Raw genomic sequence first — 19,193 nt, 5'->3', positions numbered from 1 at the left:
TCCTCTATCGTCTTACATCGATTTTGTGAACGGACGAATCGTCGCTCATTCTCGAACGAACCATCATCGAAAGCAGATTTTTCATTTGCTCCGGGCTGATCACTTGGTTCATTCTTTCTTCAAAGGAAACAGGTGAAGGTTTCATAACGAGTTCTTCCGGTTTGATTTCGTTCTTTTCCGCTTTTTGAAGTGGAACGTTTTCCGGTACTGATTCCTTTTCTTGGTTGTTCGTTTCTTTGTTTCCTTGGGTTGCTTCTTTTACAGGCTGGGGCCAGGAAAACGAAAACGTTGGGAGCGTTAATCCAGTTACATTCATAAACCCGTACCTCCTTTTGGATCTCTGTCCGCTTTCTTTGGAAAAGAGACAGTCTCTATGTTCAATATCGGTAATAGGGGATTCACTTTAGGGTTTTTTCCAAAAAATTTCCATTCCGTTCTAAATTTGGTCCCAACTACGGAATCCTGTGGGCCTTGATTGGATTTTGGGAAGCCTAAAAAGACTCCTCGAATTTATCGTTTGCCAGCGAACCCGAGGTTTCTAACCTGGCTAGTAGGGAAACCAAGTCTCGGTTCAACGAGGCCATCGGGGGAAATATTTCCATGCAAGACATAATTGCCAAACTCAAAGCAAAGGAATCGAGACCGCTTCTAATGATCACAGCACTCTTTCTACTTTATATCGCAGTCACTTCTCCTTTGGTCGTTTCCTACTTCTCTCCGGACGGCGTTGCCGAGATCAACGGAAGGACATACACCATCAAGGACGTGGAAAAGGAAAATCCGAAGATTGCTCGTAAATTTCATTCGGAGACCAACGATCGTTTGTATCGAGTGCTTTCCGAGTTTGCGAGTAAGAAGGTTGTTGCCTTAGCCGCAAAAGAGCGTAACGTTTCGGAGAAGGATCTCATGGAACCTACCGTTCCAGAACCGACTCTCGCCGAGATGCGCGAGATCTACGAGCAATATAAGAATTCTCCGGCGCTCAAAGGAAAGTCCTTTGACGCGGTAAAGGCGGAAATTCAGAATCATCTCCTTTCTCAAAAAAAAGAAGAGGCACGTAACTCCATCTTTGGAGAACTTCGCAATCAATATAAGATTTCCGTAAAGGTAAAAGAACTTCCTCCGATGAGGGATGATTCGATTCTCGCCGGAAACAATCCTTCCTTAGGTCCTGAAAAAGCAAAGGTCACCGTGATCGAATTTTCCGATTTCGAATGCCCTTATTGCAAACGGAGTCAAGACGTGAACTCTCAACTCAGAGCGAAGTATAAGGACCAAATTCGTTGGGTTTTTAGAGATTATCCTCTTTCCTTTCACCCAAACGCAATGTTTGCGCATATCGCCGCAAACTGCTCGGCTCCCCAAGGAAAGTATTGGGAATTTTTCAATGTTCTTTTTCAGAATTCGGGAAATCTTCCAAAAGATCGCGTATTGGATCTGGCAAGAACGTCCGGCTTGGATATGAAAGCATTTAGCCAGTGCGTGAACGACGCCGCGGTGAGAAAAGAAGTGGAAGCGGACATGGCGGAAGGTGAAAAATACGGTGTCAGCGGAACTCCCGCATTCTTTATCAACGGAATTATGGTGGAAGGCGCCCAACCATTGGAAGCGTTTACCAAAGTGATCGATCAAGAACTTAAAAATTAAAATCAAAAACTTAGGAGTCGGCCAAATATGAGTAAGACAGTGAAAGTCGCTGTTACAGGCGCTGCAGGACAAATCGGATATTCTCTACTTTTTAGAATCGCTTCCGGACAAATGTTCGGACCCGATACTGCGGTAGAAATTCAAATGCTTGAATTGGAAGCGGCGGTCCCTGCGGCAAAAGGTGTTATTATGGAATTGGAAGACTGCGCGTTTCCTCTTCTTCAAAAAGTGACAGTCTCTTCGGACTTGGACGTTGCTTTCAAAGATATCAACTGGGCCTTACTTGTTGGATCGGTTCCTAGAAAAGCCGGAATGGAAAGGGGAGATCTCCTCAAGATCAACGGTGGGATTTTTGTGAACCAAGGAAAGGCGATCGAAAAGAACGCGGCAAACGACGTAAGAATTCTCGTCGTCGGTAATCCTTGCAATACGAACTGTTTGATCGCGATGAACAACGCAAAAGGTGTTCCAGGAGATCGTTGGTTTGCGATGACTAAGCTCGATGAAAACAGAGCAAAATCTCAGTTAGCCGGTAAAGCGGGAGTTCCCGTAAAAGAAGTCACTCATCTTGGAATCTGGGGAAACCATTCTTCTACACAATATCCGGATTTTTACAACGCAAAGATTTCCGGAAAACCGGTGACCGATGTTATCTCCGATCACGAATGGTTGAAAGGTGATTTTATCAAGAACGTTCAACAAAGAGGCGCAGAAATCATCAAAGCAAGAGGCGCTTCCTCCGCGGCGAGTGCCGCAAACGGAGTCGTGGACACTGTTCGTGGGATCATCACTCCGACAGCTCCAGGCGATGCTTTCTCCGCCGCGATTGTTTCCGACGGATCGTATGGCGCGGAAAAAGGTCTGATCTTCGGTTTTCCTTTGAAGTCCGACGGAAAAACAGTGGAGATCATACAAGGTCTTCCTTTGAACGATTTCGCAAAAGAGAAATTCAAGATCACCCATGACGAGCTCGTTTCCGAAAGAAATGAAGTGAAGGAAATGCTCTAACTTTAGTCGAGAGGCTTTCAGAATCTGAATCCGTCAACATTCATTCAGAAGGCCTCTTCTGTTCTGAAATCCCTGAAAAGGGATTTCTTATATAGAACCCTGGAAGTTCCTTTCGGGGTTGATTTATCTTCCAACGATTACCTTTCTCTCACAAAACATCCTGAACTCATCGCAAGTCTCAAAGAAGGTTTGGACCTATATGGAGCCGGTTCCGGCGCGTCTCGATTGGTCAACGGTCATCGAGAAAGTTTCGATCGGGCGGAAGCCGCTTGTTCGGAGTGGACGGGAACGGAAACCGCTTTGTTTGTCGCAAACGGCTACGCCGCGAATCTCGGACTTCTTTCTTGTATCGCGAACGCAAAGACCGAAATTTTTACCGATCGTCTCAATCACGCTTCGATCTTGGACGGAGTTCGTCTTTCCGGCGCGGAGAAAACATATTATAAACATCTAAACTTGGATCACTTGGAGGAATCGCTCCGCAAATCAAAGAAGAAGGAAAAAATCATCGTATCTGAAACCGTCTTTAGCATGGACGGAGATTTGGCGCCGATCGAAGATCTTGTTTTTTTAAAAAATAAATACGAAGCGGTTCTTGTTTTGGACGACGCGCATTCGATCGGCGTTTTTGGAAAACAAGGTTGTGGAAGAGTCTCCCAGGTTCTCGGAAAGGATAAAATCAAAGAAGTGGATTTTATCACCTACACGAGCGGAAAGGCACTCGGATTGGAGGGCGCCTGGATTGGAACCTCCGAAATCGGAAGAGAATTCCTCATCAACAAAATGCGAACATTCATTTTTTCTACAGCGCCTATGCCGGCGATTGCACACGCCATTCCCACTTCGATCGCTCTGTTGAAAAGGATGGATCAAGAGAGGATAACTCTCTTTCAGAAATCGAATCGCCTCCGGGAATGGGTCGAGACTAAAAACTATCCGAAGACCAAGTCGGAATCGCAAATCATACCGATTCTTTTTCCTTCCGAAAAAGCAGTTTTGGACACTGCCGCGCTTTGTAGGGAAAACGGACTCTATGTAAAGGCGATTCGCCCACCGACGGTCCCTGTTCCTCGTTTACGAATTTGTGTTCATTCGGATACGACGGATTCTACATTAGAAAAGTTGATTTCTCTATTACCGGAATTTTGATGTCTGTTTTTATTTCAGCAACAGGAACGGATGTCGGAAAAAGTTTTCTGAGTTCTTTGATTCTCGCTAAATACGGGGAGGAGCTTGGTCTCAAATATTTCAAACCGATTCAGACCGGAGAAGAAAGCGATCGTGCCTCCGTGATGGATCTTTCGGGTTTGGATGAAAGTAGATTCTTAAAAAATTACTATTCTTTTGCCTTCGCGGGCTCTCCCCATTACGCGGCAGAATTAGAAGGAACCGAAATCGATACCGACGAATTGGCGCGACATCTTTTTAGCATTCGGGAAGAGAAGCTCATCGTGGAAGGAGCGGGTGGACTTTTGGTTCCATTGACTCGAAAGACCTTGACGATCGATGTCGTTCGACAATCCGAAATTCCTTTGATATTAGCCGCTCCGGTTTCTTTAGGTGCAATCAACCAGACCCTTCTCTCTCTGGAAGCGATTCAAAAAAGGAATCTCGCCTTCAAAGGAGTTTTTTTTATCGGAACCCCCGATAAAACCACGGAAGACAATATAAGAACCATCCTCGAATGGAGCGGAGTCCCTATGTTGGGATTTTTTTATTTTCATACGAAGGAAAGACTGAGTCGGGAAGAATTTCGAAAAGATTGTCTCCTTCGATTTGATCCGGATTCTATCTTGAAGGAAGCGATTCAATGATCTGGTATCCTTATACTCTTCAATATGAACCGGACCGCCCTTTGAAGATCGTTCGAGCAGAAAAAGAATTTCTCTACGACGATGACGGAAATTCTTATATCGATGCGATTTCCTCTTGGTGGGTCAGCATCCACGGTCACAATCATCCGAAGATCATTCAAGCGATGAAGGATCAACTCGATCGATTGGATCACGTTTTACTCGCCGGTTTTACGCACGACCCGGCAGAAGATCTCGCGAGAGAACTGCTCCACGTAACGGAAGGATTGTTTCACAGAGTGCTTTATTCCGATAACGGATCGACCGCGGTAGAGATTATGATCAAACTCGCGTATCAGTATTTTCAAAATTGTGGAGAATCAAACCGAAACATATTCCTAAAATGGAATGCGTCGTATCATGGAGATACGATCGGAACGATGAGCGTGGGAGGAGATTCCCTTTTTAATCGGGTTTTTTCCGGACTTCGTTTTCCAACTCAGGAATTTCCGAGTCCGAATTGTAGCTTTTGTCCGGTTGGGAAAAAATCGGATTCTTGCAAAACGGAATGTGCGGACGAAATCGAAACGTTCTTTGAAAAAAATCCGAAGCGAGTCGCCGGGATCGTAATCGAACCTTTGATTCTCGGATCGGGAGGAATGATCTTTTACAAAGAAGAAGTCCTACAACGGCTGGAAAGAATTTCCGAAAAATACGGAGCTCTTTTGCTGGTCGACGAAGTCTTTACCGGCTTTGGGCGAACAGGCTCCTTTTTTGCATACCAAAGGGCAAAGATAAAACCGGACCTAATCGCTATGGCAAAAGGACTCAGTGGAGGCGCGGCTCCGATTGCGGTCACCCTGGCCTCGAAAAAAATTCATTCCGCCTTCGAAAGCCCGGAACCAGAAAAGGCTTTTTATCACGGGCATACGATGACCGGAAATCCGATTGCATGTGCGGCGGCCCTCGTTTCCACAAAGCTGATGTTTGAAGAAAGTCGTTTGGAACAAGTAGCCAGCTTGGAAAAAAAACTCAAGGTTGGCCTAAAGAAGATTCAGGAAGAATTTCCGAAACGGATTCGAGATCTCCGAGTGATGGGAGCCGTTGGAGTTTTAGAATTGGAAGTGGGCCAGGAGAGCGGTTATACGTATCCTGGAAATAAAATTCTGAAGAAGAAATTTTTGGAGAAGGGGGTTCTTCTTCGACCGCTCGGAAATGTGATTTATCTCACTCCGCCGTATGTGATATCCGATTCTTCTTTGGAAAAGATTTTCAGAGCGATCCGCGAGACCTTGGTCGAAATTTATTCGGGGAATTAGACTTTTCAAGAAAACTCCTCCCCTCGAACCTGTCTGAAGAATGTCTGCAACACTCAAAACTGCCGAAAAAATATTCTCCGAAGTTCCAAGCGTAATCACCAAAGAAGAGGCTCTGGAAATTCTGGATGGGACCCTTCCCCTGACGAGCTGTCTTGATAGAGCGTTTCAAGAAAGAAATCGCTATTACGGAAACAAGGTTCGTATTCATATCTTAGATAATATCAAAAACGGTCATTGCCCGGAAGACTGCGGTTACTGCGCTCAAAGGAAGAATGCAAACTCCGGCGTACAGGAATATCCGATGAAATCCGAAACCGAAATCTACGAGGATGCGGTGAGGGCGAAGGAGAATGGGGCATACCGTTTTTGTATGGTGACTTCCGGTACCGGGCCGAACCGACCGACGACCGAAAAACTCGCTTCCACCATTCGAAAAATCACGGACGAGTTGGGTTTAAAAGTTTGTCTCTCTGCGGGGCTTTTGGACGAAGACAAGGCGCAACTCTTAAAAGCGGCCGGTCTCGATCGTTACAATCATAATCTCAATACCTCACAAAATCACTATCCTGAAATTTGTGACACGCATACATACGCGCAAAGAGCGGAAACGCTTGGTTCCGTTTCCAAAGCGGGAATCGGGATGTGTAGTGGTGTGATCGTAGGAATGGGAGAAACACTGCGCGACCTCGTCGACGTTGCGTTTGAACTCAAATCATTCCGTGTGATTTCGATCCCTGTGAATTTTTTCATTCCTGTAAAAGGTCACGCGATCAAAAACCCGAGCGTTCTCACACCGGAACTTTGTGTAAGAATTCTTTGTCTCTTCCGTTTGGTAAATCCGGATTCCGAAATCCGAATCGCGGCGGGAAGAGAAGGGCACCTCAGAAGTCTATCGGCAACCGCACTTTTTGCCGCGAATTCTTTGTTTTCCTCCGGTTATTTAAACGTAAAAGGATCGGATATGGTGGAAACGATCGGGATGATTCGGGACGCAGGATTTGTCCCAGAGCTTGCCGACGGCGGAGTTCTCCCCGAAGATTCCGAAATGGAAGCTCTCTATTCGGAAAAAAATTTCCCGGAATTGTATAAATTTAAGAAATCTCTAAAGTCATAAAAGCCCGAAAAAAAGGTATTTTAGACATTTTTTAAGCTTTCCCGGCAACTTTTTTTTATTAAATTGAGTCAGAAGACAGAGTGGACTGTTAATGGCCTTTCGGATTTCGACGATCCTTCGTGTAACAGCGGAATGCCGGAGATAGTTTGGCTCTTGTACAAAGTGAAACGGAATTTTCTTTTTTATCGAACAAGAATACGTTATGCGCCTTGTTGTTCAAAAAAACTGAAGTAAAAAATTTGAAAAATAATTTGGAAATGTCGGAACCCTGGGTTATTCTTTTTTAAAATTTTAGAAAGAGTAAGTTTATTTTTTTTAGAATCGGTTTGAAAGCCTGAAACCATCTAAAAATCTGACATTACTGGAGTGAATGGATGAAATATAAAATAGAAATCAATAAGCTGAAGAACGGTTACATAGAAGCTAAGCTCATTGATACTGCTTCTAACAATCCGATTGAGTTTAGAATTTGCGATTCAGAAGATTATCTCCAAGCTCAAATCGCAGATTGGCACAAACGTTTCCACATGAAAGAACCTCAGGAGCAGTGATAGATCTTTGGTAAGGTATCTCTTTACTTTTTCCTTGCTCTTTCTTTTCACTTCCTGCTCCGTCCTGATTAAAAAATCATATACAGATTACTCCAGCTCCAACTTTGAATGTTGGTCTGGAGCCGGGTATCGTTCCTCCGAGAAATTCGAACAATACTACTCTCTTTGGAAAACGATGCGAGGATTGTATCGTGAAGAAAATCAGAGAATCAAAACAGCGAATGTAGTATTCGTCGGGAATTCTTTGATCCAATTGTTTCCGAGCGAGTTGATGGGAAAAGAATTTCCGGGAGCGGTAAATCGTGGAATCGGAGGAGATCTCACCGAACTCCTCTTGCAAAGAATCGAGGAAGACGTTCTTTTTCTGAATCCAAAAGCGATCGTGTTGGAAATCGGCGGAAACGACCTCATTCAAGGGAAGTGTTTGAACGTCATTGAAACGAATCTCGGAAAAATTCTGGAGAAAATCAATCAAGTCAATCCGAATACAAAGGTCGTCATTCTCGGGATTCCACCGGTGCGAACGCAGAGTATCAACAACGTTTCTCCTGTTCTCAATCTAACTTGGATTTCGATCGCACAAACCTATAAAAACGTAGTATTTTTAGATAATTGGCAATGGCTTCGCGAAAAAGAGAGGCCGGCTCTGAGACAAGAATTCTGGCTCGAAAAGGATAAGATTCATCTCAATGAAAACGCCTACAAAATTTGGGTTCAAAAGCTGAAACCGATCCTGACTCCCTATCTGCAGTAGTGAAATCGTTTTGCTCTTAATTCTCACTCAAAATCCGGAAGAAATTCGTAGAGAACTCCTGTTGGGGTTGGGAAGTTTTGTTTCCATTCGACCGGAAGATTCATTCCTGCTAACTTCCGCTCGCACCCGAACGAACGGACATTGGAGTTGTATCGAATGGAACATTTCTAAAAAGTTGGAGGTTCAGGAACTTTTTGCACTTCGGGCGAAATTTGCAAAACAGGACTCGGACGTTTTGCAAGTGGATCGACTCTTGGATTCCAAAAAGAAGAGTCTATTTGCTTTCGACATGGATTCCACACTGATTCAACAGGAAGTGATCGATGAACTCGCACGGCTCGCGGGAGTTTACGATCAAGTCGCCTCCGTTACCAAGGAAGCGATGGAAGGGAATCTGGACTTTCACGAGGCCCTTAAAAAAAGATGTCTTCACCTCAAAGGACTTCCTACTACGATCTTTGAAGAGTTGTATCCAAAACTCTCTCTGAATATCGGAGTTGAAAAATTACTCTTTGGTCTAAGAGAAAGGGAAAGTAGAACGGCGGTTTTTTCCGGAGGTTTTACGGATATCTTGGAAATGTTTCAAAAGGAACATCGAATCGGAGAAGTTCGCGCAAACGTATTAGAAAGAGAGAATGGAATTCTGACCGGCTTTGTCACCGGAGAAATCGTGGACAAGGTCAAGAAGTTTGAATTCTTAAAAGAAATTCGGGATCGAGAAAACATTGAATCTTCACAAGTGGTTGCGGTGGGCGACGGTGCCAACGACGCTCTGATGTTAAACGAAGCCGGGATTGGAATCGGTTTTCACGCAAAAGACGGTTTGAAAAAGTTGATCACCAATTGGGTGGACTTTGCGCCTATGGACGTTTTGTTATTTTTGTTTTCTTAATTTTTTCTGAAAGTCTTCGAGGGTTTTTAAGGCTTCGATCGGGGTCATCTCTTCCAATTTCAGTTTCAAAATCGATTCTTCCGTCTCGGAACGAGTTTCTTTCTTTTCCGCTTCGACAAACAACATAGGTTGCGCTTCTTGGATCCGAATCTCCTTCTTTTTGGATTCGAGTTCGATGAGAAGTTCAGCCGCTCGTTTTACGATCGGTTCCGGAACTCCGGCGATCTTTGCCACGTAAATCCCGAAAGACTTTTTGGCTTTTCCCGCGCGAACCTTTCGTAAGAAAAGAACCTTGTCGTCCTTTTCCAGAGTTTCCAGATAAAGATTGAAAATTCCGCTCAAACGAGACAGCTCGGTGAGTTCGTGGTAGTGAGTTGCAAAGATCGTCTTTGGTTTGATCGAAAGAGAAGACAGATATTCTAAGATCGCCCAGGCGATGCTCATCCCGTCATAAGTCGAAGTTCCTCGACCAACCTCGTCAAAAAGAATCAGAGAATCTTCAGTGCAGTGATTTAAGATATTGGCGGTTTCCTTCATCTCGACATAAAATGTGGATTCTCCCGCGGTGAGATTATCACCTGCGCCGATGCGCGTAAAAAGTTTATCCACGATCGGAAGTCGCGCAGATTTCGCCGGAACAAACGCTCCCATCTGAAAGAGAATCTGATTTAAGGCGATCTGCCTCATAAAAGTCGATTTACCCGCCATGTTCGGTCCCGTGAGAACCGCGATCGCTTTGTCCTGCGTATCCAAATAGAGAGAATTGGGAGTAAACTCCTGACCGGGTGGGAGGGTCGCTTCCACGACCGGATGTTTGGAATCGACGAGGTCCAGAGAACGATCCTCGGAAAGTTGAGGACGAATCCAACCGAACTTGTCCTTTGCGGTCAAAGTCGAGATCTGAAAATCCAAGTCTCCGATCTCTTCCGAAAGTTCCAAAAGAAAGGAAGCGTTTTTGAGGACTTCTTCGACCATTAGATTGAATTCCGCTCTTTCGATCTCTTGGATGATTTCGTCGGCTTCGAGTATCGTCCTTTCGATTTCTTCGAGCTTTGGTGTCGTAAATCGTTCGCTTCCAACTAACGTTTGTTTTTTGAGATAGTCTTTCGGAGCCTGTTCCGCTTGTACCCTTGAAATCTCTATAAAATATCCTACGATCTTATTATAACGAATCTTTAATGTATTTAGACCGGTGCGTTTTTTTTCCTCGGTTTCCAATTCTAAGATCCAATCCTTTCCTTTTACGCCGGCTTCTCTTGCCTTGTCCAGCTTTGCGGAGAATCCGGAACGAAGAAAAGGACCGTTTCCTAATATGACGGGTAGGTCGTCGTTTGGATTCAGTTTGGAAGCGATCCATTCGGAAAGAGATTTTAGTTTTTCGGTCGGAATCAAAAAAGGATAGGAAAGAACTTCCAATTCTTCTTTTAACTTGATTCCGGTTGCGATGGAATTCGCGATGGTGCGAAAGTCTCTCGGATACGCGTGATTGCCTCGAAAACGTGTGAGAATCCGTTCGAGATCTCCGATATCCTTGAGCGCCGAAACGAACGGTGCAAGAATCGTTTTTAAGAGGATGTCTTGTTTTTCCCAACGAGAATAGAGAATCAGAGGATCACATTCCGGGAACAAAATTCTCTGTTTGAGAAGTCTTTTTCCCTTTGCAGTATTGCAAAAATTGAATATAGAATAGAGGGTATGATTTTTTTCCTTTTCATTCTCCACGAGTTCCAGATTGAGAATTGTTTCCCGATCCATTTCCAAAAATTTTCCGGAACTTAAGATTCGAGGTTCTCGAAGGATGAGTTTGTTGTCCCGATAGGTTTCTCGGATGTATTCGTCTAAATACAAAGAAAGTATGTGGAAGGGGTCCTTTTCCGTAACTTCGGGCTGATCCGGCAATAAAGTAAATTCACGATTCTTAAAGTATTCGAGGTCTTTGAAAAAAGAAACTTCGGATTTCGGAACACAGATTTCGGAAGGACGAAACTTTTCGAGTTCGGCGATCAGTCGTTCCAAACCGGTGATCGACGCGGAAGAATAAAATAATTCTCCCGTGGAAAAGTCCGCCATCGCAAAATAAATCAGACTTTTTTTAAGATGGAGAACCGCGAGATAGTTGTTCTGATATCCGGAAAGAAGGTTCTCTTCGATGACCGTTCCCGGTGTGATGATCCGTACCACATCCCGCGTCATGAGTTTGGAACCGGGATCGTCCGATTTGGATTGTTCGCAGATTGCGATTTTTTTTCCCGCACTGAGGAGCCTGGAAATATAATTGTCTTTGGAATGATAAGGAATCCCGCACATAGGCACCGCGTTTTGTCTTTTGGTAAGTGCGATGTCTAAGATCGAAGAGGCAACCTTTGCGTCTTCTAAGAACATTTCATAAAAGTCACCCATCCGAAAAAAGAGAATCGTATCCGGAAAGTCTTTCTTGATCGCAAGAAACTGTTTCATCATTGGAGTGTTGAGCGCGTCTGCGAGATCACTCCAGTATTCAGCGGAGGTTCCTGTGGTTTCTAAACTCATAAGACTGATTTTGCGTTCCTGATAAAATCGATTATTTTTTGCGGATCTTTTTGACCGGGAGAGGATTCGACTCCGCTCGCAACGTCGACTCCAAAGGGTTTTACTTTTGCGATCGCCGAAGCTACGTTCTCCGGATTCAAGCCCCCCGCGAGCAAAAACTTTCTCGTGACTTTCGAGACGAAGTCCCAGTTAAAACTTTCTCCGGTGCCGCCGCCCGCGCCCTTGGAATAACTGTCCAAGATCAGAAATTCTCCCGGGACGGAATTCAAATCCCCATCTAAGATCTGTTTGTCGACGCGATACGAACAAATCTGGTTTTCTCCGAGAAGTTCGATTCGATAGATGGACGCAAGCTCCGGATCGTCCCAGACCCATTGCACATAATCATGAGAAAGGGCGCTACGAATCGTTCGAATTTCTTCTGGAGAATTTTTATAAAAGAGCAAAACAACCTGGGGAGAATCCATTTGAGACTTATAGAATTGAATGATCTTCCGTGCGGTCGCGATATCGATCTTTCTCGGACTGGAAGGGGCAAAATTGAGTCCTACGAAATCGGCGCCTTCTTCCTTGCAAAGTTTAGCGATTTCAAGATCTCGGATTCCGCAGATCTTGACCTTTGGTTTTTGAGCGAAATTCGGTTTCATGAATCTGGTTTTTCCAGTCTCGGAGAAGGGTTTCTTTAGATCACGTACTTTAACACTCGTCAGTTTCTAAGGCGGATTTACTTTCGGTTTCGATGGCCTTGTCTCATTCCTTCCCGATCGCAAACGGAAAAAAAATCCGCATTTTGATCCTCGGGAAAAAAGAACTTCCGAATCTTTCTCTGGAACCGAATTCTCAGAGAAAGGAAATTTCAAAATATACCGGACAAAAAGAATCTTCGATTTTTCTTTTGAATCAGGTGCACGGAGATACGATTCTCCCTGCATCCGAAATCCCAGAATTTGCCTTTCCAATGGCGGACGCTTTGATCGGAGAAGAATCCCAAAAAATACTTTGTGTAAAGACGGCGGATTGTATGCCGATCTTTTTTTGGTCATCCCGTAGCGAGAAATTCGCAGTGGTGCATTCGGGATGGAAAGGAACGTTAGCCGGAATCGCGGAGAAAACGATCTTAGAATGTTTTTCTAAAAACGAAATCGTTGACGGTTCTTTGTTCGGTTTTCTCGGACCCTGTGCTTCCGGAATCCGCTACGAAGTGGGGGAAGACGTTGCGTCCCTGTTTCGTTCCGAATATTCTGCTTGTTTGAAGTCTTCGCTCGAAGGGAAAAGTCTTTTGGATTTGGAATCCTTTCTGAGATTTCGATTGGAAAAGAATCGGATTCGAGTGAATCTCGATTCTTCCGGAATTTGTACGATGGAGAAAAATTCAGATTTCTTCAGTCATCGCCAAAAGGACCTCGGAAGAAATCTGAATTTGATTTGGAATGAAGATTAGACTTTTGGAATTTTCTTGATCGCCGCGTTGACTTTTTCCAAAACCTTCTCCCGTTTTACCGGTTTCGGAATGTAGTCCATCGCTCCCTCGTCCACGAGATATTTGAGGACCGCTGGTGTGTTCTCTTCGGACACCAGAACGATTCTGGGAAGAACGCCCTTTTCTTTGATCTCAAAAAAAGTAGCGAATCCATCCATGACTGGAAGATTCAGATCCAATGTGATCAAATCGACTAATCGATGTTCATCGTAGAGTTTAACGAGTTCCTTTCCGTTTTCCGCAAATCCGATGACCTGATATCCTTCCGATTCTAAAATTTGAGCGAGTTGTTTGGCCTGAAATCTTGAGTTCTCGGCAATCAATACCTGATAAGGTCTTCCGTTCGGAGCTACACCTGCTTTCATACTTTAACCTCTTTTTAGAGAAAGGATTCGATTATCTGACCGATTTCTTTTGTTCCAACGACCGTAGATCCGGACTCCGCGATGTCTCTGGTTCTTTTTCCGGTAGCGATCGTTTTACGAACCGCTGTTTCTATTTTGCCAGCTTCTTCTTCCATGGAAAAAGAATAACGCAACATCAGAGCCGCGCTCAAAACCTGAGCAATCGGATTCGCGACACCTTTTCCTGCGATGTCGGGAGCGGAACCACCCGATGGTTCATACAATCCGAAGCCTGATTCCGATAAGGAAGCAGAAGGTAACATTCCGATCGAGCCGGTGATGATGGAGGCCTCGTCCGAAAGAATATCGCCGAACATGTTCTCACACAGTATCACGTCGAATTGTTTCGGGTTTACGATCAACTGCATCGCCGCGTTGTCCACGTAGAGATGATTCAATTGGACGTCAGAAAATTCTTTCTGATGCAGATCGATGACAACTTCTTTCCAAAAAACGGAAGTCGTCAAGACGTTTGCCTTGTCGATGCTTGTCACTTTATTATTTCTTTTACGAGCGGCTTGGAATGCTACTCTGGTAATCCTTTCGATTTCTCTTCTGGAATATTTCATCGTATCGTAGGCGAATTCTTCCTGCCCGGATCCTTCTCTCCCTTTCGGTTGTCCGAAGTAGATTCCTCCCGTCAATTCTCTTAGGATGAGAATATCCAGTCCGTCACCGATGATATCGGCGCGAACGGGCGAAGCATTCTTCAATTCGGGATAGATGATCGCGGGTCTGAGATTTGCAAACAAATCGAAGTGTTTGCGAAGTGGGAGGAGAGCTCCTCGTTCCGGTTGTTTTTCCGGCGGTAGGGTTTCCCATTTTGGGCCGCCCACACTTCCAAAAAGAATCGCCTGGGATTCTTCACAGAGTTTGAGAGTTTCGGGTGGAAGGGGATGCCCGGTCTTGTCGATTGCGATTCCACCCACATATCCTTCTTTAAAGTTAAACTCGGAAGCCTTGGCGCCGAGAGCTTTTTTCAAAACGGAGAGTGCTACCTCCATTACTTCCGGACCGATTCCGTCTCCGGAAAGTACAGCTACGTTCTTCATTCTTTTTTGGATCCTTGTTAATTTTGTTTGATTACGGATTCGAAAATATCCAGACCTTGATTTAAAAAGTCCGTGGAAATCGTGAGAGGAGGCATGATCCGAATTACGTTCTCCGCCGTTGCATTGACTACGAGTCCCGCTTTCAGCAAGGCTTCCGCAACCGGTCTGGAAGGAATCGCCAATTCGACACCGATATGAAGTCCTTTTCCTCTTACGTCTTGGATGACGGGATACTTTCCTTTCATTTCATTCAATCTGGAAAACGCAACATCCGAACAGACGTTTACGTTGTTAAGAATTTCTCTCGTATGGATGATCCGAATGGTTTCGTACGCGATCGCCGCGGCTAAATGGTTTCCCCCGAAGGTGGAGCCGTGAGAGCCTAACGTAAAAAGATCCTGGTATCTCTCTCCTACGATCAACGCGCCGATCGGAAAACCCGAACCAAGTCCTTTCGCGAGTGTCATCGCATCCGGAGTAAAGCCCAATGTTTCGAAGGCGAATAACGTTCCCGTTCTTCCCATCCCGGTTTGGATTTCGTCAAAGATGAGTAACGCGTCGTTTTCTGCGGTCAATTCTCTGGAAAGAGTGAGAAAGTTTTTTGTCAGAGGAATGATTCCACTTTCACCTAAAATCGGTTCCACGAGAAGAGCTACGATTCTTCCCTGATATCTTTCAAACGCGGATACGAGCATCTCGTCGTTGTTCGGTTCTATGAATTCGATTCCTTTGAGAAGTTCTCCGTAACCTTTTCTGATCTTATCCTGACCGGTTAAGCTCATCCCGGAAACGGATCTTCCGTGAAAACTTTTTTCCAAAGAAAGAATGATCGGGTCTTCTATGTTTTTGGAATACGCGTATTTCCGAGCGAGTTTGAACGCGCCTTCGATCGCTTCCGTTCCGGAGTTTGTCAGAAAGACTTTTCCGGGAAAGGAATTGAGAATCAGAAGTTCCGCGAGTTTGGCCGCTTCTTCTGAATAGAAGAGATTGGATGTATGAAAGAGTTTATCGGCTTGGTTTCGAACCACCTCGATGATATCCGGATCCGCGTGTCCTAAATTGGTAACGGCCACCCCGGAATGAAAATCGATGTATTGTTTGTTGTCGTAGTCGAAAAGGAGTTCGTTGACCCCGTAACGGAACGCGACGTCGTATCTCGCATAGGTATTGATTAGATAGAGTTCGGCCAATTCCTTGGTGTGTTGAAAAAGTTCCTTTTGGATTTCTGTATCGTTCATGTAAGCCCTGCCAATTTTAAAAATATTTCTTCGGAGGCCTTGATTTCGGAAAGAAGGCCTGCCGTTAACGTTTGAATCTCTTCCTTGGATTTTGGAGCCACGAGACTCTGAAAGGAAGAATAAATCTTAATCTTAGGTTCCGTGCCGGAAGGTCGAATGGTGAGTTTCGCGTTGCCTTCGAGAATCACTTGGATCACGTCCGAAGAGGGACAACCGGAAAACGCGGTTTTGGATGCGCTTCCTTTTGCAGTTTGTGTTTTGTAATCCAGAATACCAACGATTTTTCTTTGGTGAATTTGTTTTCCCAAAAGATCGCTCGTTCTCAGAGATTCTAAGGATTTCTGGATCTTTTCCTTTCCGGCGCTTCCCTCTAAAGTCAAGGATTTGAGGCTTTCCTGGAAGAGTCCGTAACGAAGGTAGATCTCGTCCATATAAGAAAGAAGATCTTTTTTTTCGGTGAGAATTTCGAGAAGAAGAAGCGCCGAAGAAAGAGAATCCTTGTCTCTCACAAAGGAAACCGGTAGATAACCGAAGGATTCTTCACCGCCGAAAAGAAAGAAGTCGGTTTTGCTTTTATCGAGTTTCGCCATGACCTGCGCGATGAATTTAAAACCGGTGAGAACGTTTTTGTATTTCACCTTGTTTTTTTTCGCGATGATTTCTTGTAGGTCTGTGGTCACGATGGTTTTTACAAGAACCGCCTTCTTTTTCTTCTTCTTAGATGCCGCATAACGTTCACAAAGATAAGCCGCCATGATCGAGCCGATCTGATTTCCGTTGAGGAGGGTATAATTTCCCTTTCCGTTTTGAACTCCGATTCCAAGACGATCCGCGTCCGGATCGGTTGCGATAAAAGCGTGAGCGTCTTTGGAAATCGCAAATTTCCGAGAGAGTTCCATCGCCTCCGGTTCTTCGGGGTTGGGAAACTTTACGGTAGGAAATTCTCCGTCCGGATCTTTTTGTTCGGGGACAAGGAATACGTTTTTATAACCAAAACCGTTGAGAAGTTCCTTCATCGATTTTCCGCCGGTTCCGTGTAACGGAGAATAGACGACCTTCAAAGAAGAACGATCTTTTGGTTTTAAAATGGAGGAAAGAATTCCCGCCTTTGCGAGTTCCTTTTTGTAAGAAGCAAAACAATCCTTGCCCGCGGGTGTTACAAACTTTTTGTAGGTCGCGTCTTTGGGAGAAAGAATCGAGATGGCATTCCAATCGCTGATGGATTCGATCGCGGAAATGATCTTCTTGTCGTCGGGAGGAACGAGTTGTCCGCCGTCGGCGAGATAAGCCTTGAATCCGTTGTAATCCGGAGGATTGTGAGATGCGGTGATGACAACTCCTCCGCTCGCTTTGTAATAACGAATCGCATAGGAGAGAAGAGGAGTCGGAGTCACTTCTTTAAAGAGAACTACCTTCACGCCCAAAGAAGCCGCGATTCCCGCGGTGACTTCGGCAAATTCCTGAGATCTTCTTCTGGAGTCGTAGGCGATGACGATAGAAGCCTTTTTATTTTTTTTTGCGAGATAAGAAACGAAGCCGAGCGCCGCGCGTCCGACCGTGTATTCGTTCATCCTTCCGATTCCGTTTCCGAGGCGACCGCGCATTCCACCGGTGCCGAATTCAAGAGGAACGGAGAAGGCCTCCACTTCGAGTCCGGATTCTCCCTTTTTGAATTTTTCAAGAGCGAACGAAGCTTCTTTTCGAGCGATGGCGGAGAAAGGAACTTTAGTCCAGGAAAGGATCAAGGATTCAGGATGATTCATAGTTTTCAAAAGATTCCGAGTGATTTTTTTTCAGAGGATTAAATTCATAAAAATCGGGTTTCCCTGAGGTTCAACCCTAATTTTAGCCGATTCTAAAAGTATGGAATCGTACGAATTCAACCAAGATGAAAACAGAGAATTCTTAAGTTTGAGCAAGGCGCTCAAGCTCGCATCTCTCTCTTTTTTTAGTCTTTCCGGAGTCTCTTTCTTTTCCGCCTTTGTTTCAAACGATACGGGCAAACTCATGTTGTATCTGATCCCCGGAATTTTATTTCTTCTGATCGGAATCTGGAGTTACAGCGCTGGGATTTCCTTCAAAAGGATAACAGAGACCAAGGGAGAGGATTTGGATTATCTAAGAATCGGTCTTCGTAGTCTGAAGGTTCATTTTTGGATTCAGATTTCTTTTGGATTCTTTGCAATTCTATTTCTCTTGGGAGGGGCCATTCTTACCCTTGTCTCTTGATGGAACCGAGAGAATTCTGGATCGAAGAGAGGCTCGAAAAATTTCGAAAGAGCGCGGGATGTAATTTAGGCGAAAGCGGGATTCGCAATCTCAGTTTTGGAGAATTGCTTCGGCGTTTGGGAATCGGTTTGGAAGAACTCGAATCGATCTCTTTGGAAGACGCACCGAACCGAGGCGATCTCGAACTTCGAGAAGAAGTCGCGAAACTTTATCCCGGAATTCAAGCCGATCAAGTTTTGATCACGACCGGAACCGGAGAAGCGCTCTACATTCTCTTTCATCTTCTTTGTAAAAAAGATTCTTCGGTTTCGTATTTTGAACCGGCGTTCCAAGCGTTGTATGAAATCCCAAGAATGATCGGAGCCGATCTCAGGCCGGTTTCTCTCTTAGATTCCTTACGAAAGAATCCAAATTCTTTTTTATCCTCCGATTCTATCTTAGAATTGTTTTCGAAGAATGCGGATCTTATCGTCTTCAATCATCCTCAAAATCCGAGCGGTCTTTCTTTGGATCCAAACGGGATCAAAACGATCCAAGAGGCCGCATTGAACTTTCCCGGTTGGATTCTTTTTGACGAACACTATCGATTCTTAGATTTCAAAAACTCCTTGAGCTGGAGCGGTGCGGGTTTGAACAAACGAACGGTTTCCACTGGATCCATCACAAAGTGTTTCGGAGTGATGGGACTTCGTATCGGTTGGATGATCGGACCGAGAGAACTGATCGAAAAGGCTCGCTCTTTTAAAGATTATCTTACACATACCGTTTCTCCAATCTCCGAATATTTAACGCTCCAAATTCTAAAAAATAGAATTCGACTTGTAGAACCGATCAAAAAATCCATCATACAGAATATTCAGTATTTTGAAAGTAATTGGCAAAAGATTCCGGGACTTGCTGGTTTTCAACCTCCTGGAGGAGGAGTGGTATCCTTTTTACCTCTAAAGAATGGAATATTATCTACTTCCTATGCGGATGCTTTGATGGAACAATGCGACGTCTTCGTTCTTCCCGGTAAGGATTTTGAAACGGAGGGTTGGATTCGTATCGGCTTCGGAGAAAGTAACGACCGCTTTCAAAACGGTGTTGATCGCTGGAAAAAGTTGAAGTTGTAGGAGCTCTTACGAGTTTTCCTCTTTTTTCCAATCCGACCTCGATCGAATTTTAGAAAGAGCAAACGTTT

The 19,193-nt window shown here is 44.6% G+C and carries 19 protein-coding genes; 12 read left to right on the top strand and 7 right to left on the bottom strand.

Annotation, left to right across the window (positions count from 1 at the left end; all coding sequences use genetic code 11):
• Positions 1-4: 4 nt before the first annotated feature.
• Complete coding sequence (locus tag DLM75_RS09100) at positions 5-316, bottom strand: hypothetical protein (protein ID WP_118968212.1); 312 nt, start codon at positions 314-316, stop codon at positions 5-7.
• A 284-nt stretch (positions 317-600) separates the two neighbouring features.
• Here DLM75_RS09100 and DLM75_RS09095 point away from each other — a divergent pair, with 284 nt between their 5' ends.
• From DLM75_RS09095 to serB, 9 genes are all read left to right on the top strand, one after another.
• Positions 601-1,647, top strand: a complete 1,047-nt coding sequence (locus tag DLM75_RS09095) for a DsbA family protein (protein WP_118968211.1) — start codon at positions 601-603, stop codon at positions 1,645-1,647.
• A 27-nt stretch (positions 1,648-1,674) separates the two neighbouring features.
• Positions 1,675-2,655, top strand: coding sequence for a malate dehydrogenase (locus DLM75_RS09090; protein WP_118968210.1), 981 nt, complete (start codon positions 1,675-1,677; stop codon positions 2,653-2,655).
• Positions 2,656-2,679: 24 nt separating this feature from the next.
• Positions 2,680-3,804, top strand: coding sequence for an aminotransferase class I/II-fold pyridoxal phosphate-dependent enzyme (locus DLM75_RS09085; RefSeq protein ID WP_241547890.1), 1,125 nt, complete (start codon positions 2,680-2,682; stop codon positions 3,802-3,804).
• A complete protein-coding gene (bioD, locus tag DLM75_RS09080; RefSeq protein WP_118968208.1) occupies positions 3,804-4,469 on the top strand; it encodes a dethiobiotin synthase in 666 nt (221 codons plus the stop codon). Before DLM75_RS09085 ends, bioD begins: the two co-directional genes overlap by 1 nt.
• The gene (bioA, locus tag DLM75_RS09075) at positions 4,466-5,767 is read left to right on the top strand and encodes an adenosylmethionine--8-amino-7-oxononanoate transaminase (RefSeq protein WP_118968207.1); all 1,302 of its coding nucleotides are present in this window, start codon (positions 4,466-4,468) and stop codon (positions 5,765-5,767) included. The genes bioD and bioA overlap by 4 nt, the downstream gene beginning before the upstream one ends.
• 40 nt (positions 5,768-5,807) lie before the next feature.
• Positions 5,808-6,881, top strand: a complete 1,074-nt coding sequence (gene bioB, locus DLM75_RS09070; protein ID WP_118968206.1) for a biotin synthase BioB — start codon at positions 5,808-5,810, stop codon at positions 6,879-6,881.
• 374 nt (positions 6,882-7,255) lie between these two features.
• Positions 7,256-7,432, top strand: a complete 177-nt coding sequence (locus DLM75_RS24415; protein ID WP_000875511.1) for a hypothetical protein — start codon at positions 7,256-7,258, stop codon at positions 7,430-7,432.
• Positions 7,433-7,439: 7 nt separating this feature from the next.
• The gene (locus DLM75_RS09065; protein ID WP_118968205.1) at positions 7,440-8,186 is read left to right on the top strand and encodes a GDSL-type esterase/lipase family protein; all 747 of its coding nucleotides are present in this window, start codon (positions 7,440-7,442) and stop codon (positions 8,184-8,186) included.
• A gap of 10 nt (positions 8,187-8,196) precedes the next feature.
• The gene (gene serB / locus DLM75_RS09060; protein ID WP_118968204.1) at positions 8,197-9,078 is read left to right on the top strand and encodes a phosphoserine phosphatase SerB; all 882 of its coding nucleotides are present in this window, start codon (positions 8,197-8,199) and stop codon (positions 9,076-9,078) included.
• On the opposite strand, the gene mutS is transcribed toward serB, so the two are convergent.
• Together mutS and DLM75_RS09050 are read right to left on the bottom strand one after the other, a co-directional pair.
• Positions 9,061-11,607 carry a DNA mismatch repair protein MutS gene (gene mutS, locus DLM75_RS09055; RefSeq protein ID WP_118968203.1) on the bottom strand — a complete coding sequence of 849 codons (2,547 nt, stop codon included), beginning with the start codon at positions 11,605-11,607 and terminating at the stop codon, positions 9,061-9,063. The genes serB and mutS overlap by 18 nt on opposite strands.
• Entirely contained in the window at positions 11,604-12,254 is a 651-nt protein-coding gene (locus tag DLM75_RS09050) for a phosphoribosylanthranilate isomerase (RefSeq protein ID WP_118968202.1), read from the bottom strand. The genes mutS and DLM75_RS09050 overlap by 4 nt, the downstream gene beginning before the upstream one ends.
• Before the next feature lie 92 nt (positions 12,255-12,346).
• Between DLM75_RS09050 and DLM75_RS09045 the strand changes: the two genes are divergently transcribed.
• Positions 12,347-13,048 carry a purine nucleoside phosphorylase YfiH/LACC1 family protein gene (locus DLM75_RS09045; RefSeq protein ID WP_118968201.1) on the top strand — a complete coding sequence of 234 codons (702 nt, stop codon included), beginning with the start codon at positions 12,347-12,349 and terminating at the stop codon, positions 13,046-13,048.
• Here the strand turns inward: DLM75_RS09045 and DLM75_RS09040 are convergent.
• From DLM75_RS09040 to DLM75_RS09025, 4 genes are read right to left on the bottom strand one after another with little or no spacing between them, the layout of a single operon-like run.
• The gene (locus DLM75_RS09040) at positions 13,045-13,452 is read right to left on the bottom strand and encodes a response regulator (RefSeq protein ID WP_118968200.1); all 408 of its coding nucleotides are present in this window, start codon (positions 13,450-13,452) and stop codon (positions 13,045-13,047) included. The genes DLM75_RS09045 and DLM75_RS09040 overlap by 4 nt on opposite strands.
• 14 nt (positions 13,453-13,466) lie before the next feature.
• A complete protein-coding gene (gene leuB / locus DLM75_RS09035) occupies positions 13,467-14,543 on the bottom strand; it encodes a 3-isopropylmalate dehydrogenase (protein WP_118968199.1) in 1,077 nt (358 codons plus the stop codon).
• A 17-nt stretch (positions 14,544-14,560) separates the two neighbouring features.
• Positions 14,561-15,781, bottom strand: coding sequence for an aspartate aminotransferase family protein (locus DLM75_RS09030; protein WP_118968198.1), 1,221 nt, complete (start codon positions 15,779-15,781; stop codon positions 14,561-14,563).
• Complete coding sequence (locus DLM75_RS09025) at positions 15,778-17,544, bottom strand: phospho-sugar mutase (RefSeq protein WP_118968197.1); 1,767 nt, start codon at positions 17,542-17,544, stop codon at positions 15,778-15,780. Before DLM75_RS09025 ends, DLM75_RS09030 begins: the two co-directional genes overlap by 4 nt.
• Positions 17,545-17,644: 100 nt before the next feature.
• On the opposite strand from DLM75_RS09025, the gene DLM75_RS09020 reads away from it, so the two are divergent.
• Both DLM75_RS09020 and DLM75_RS09015 read left to right on the top strand, forming a co-directional pair.
• The gene (locus DLM75_RS09020; RefSeq protein WP_069607247.1) at positions 17,645-18,010 is read left to right on the top strand and encodes a hypothetical protein; all 366 of its coding nucleotides are present in this window, start codon (positions 17,645-17,647) and stop codon (positions 18,008-18,010) included.
• Positions 18,010-19,125 (top strand): pyridoxal phosphate-dependent aminotransferase, encoded by a 1,116-nt coding sequence (locus tag DLM75_RS09015; RefSeq protein WP_118968196.1) that lies wholly within the window; start codon positions 18,010-18,012, stop codon positions 19,123-19,125. The genes DLM75_RS09020 and DLM75_RS09015 overlap by 1 nt, the downstream gene beginning before the upstream one ends.
• The last annotated feature ends 68 nt before the right edge of the window (positions 19,126-19,193 follow it).

It is taken from the genome of Leptospira stimsonii (assembly GCF_003545885.1).
Lineage (GTDB): Bacteria > Spirochaetota > Leptospiria > Leptospirales > Leptospiraceae > Leptospira > Leptospira stimsonii.
Note: the sequence above shows the minus strand (reverse complement) of the source record. Positions and strands in the feature narration are given on the sequence as shown.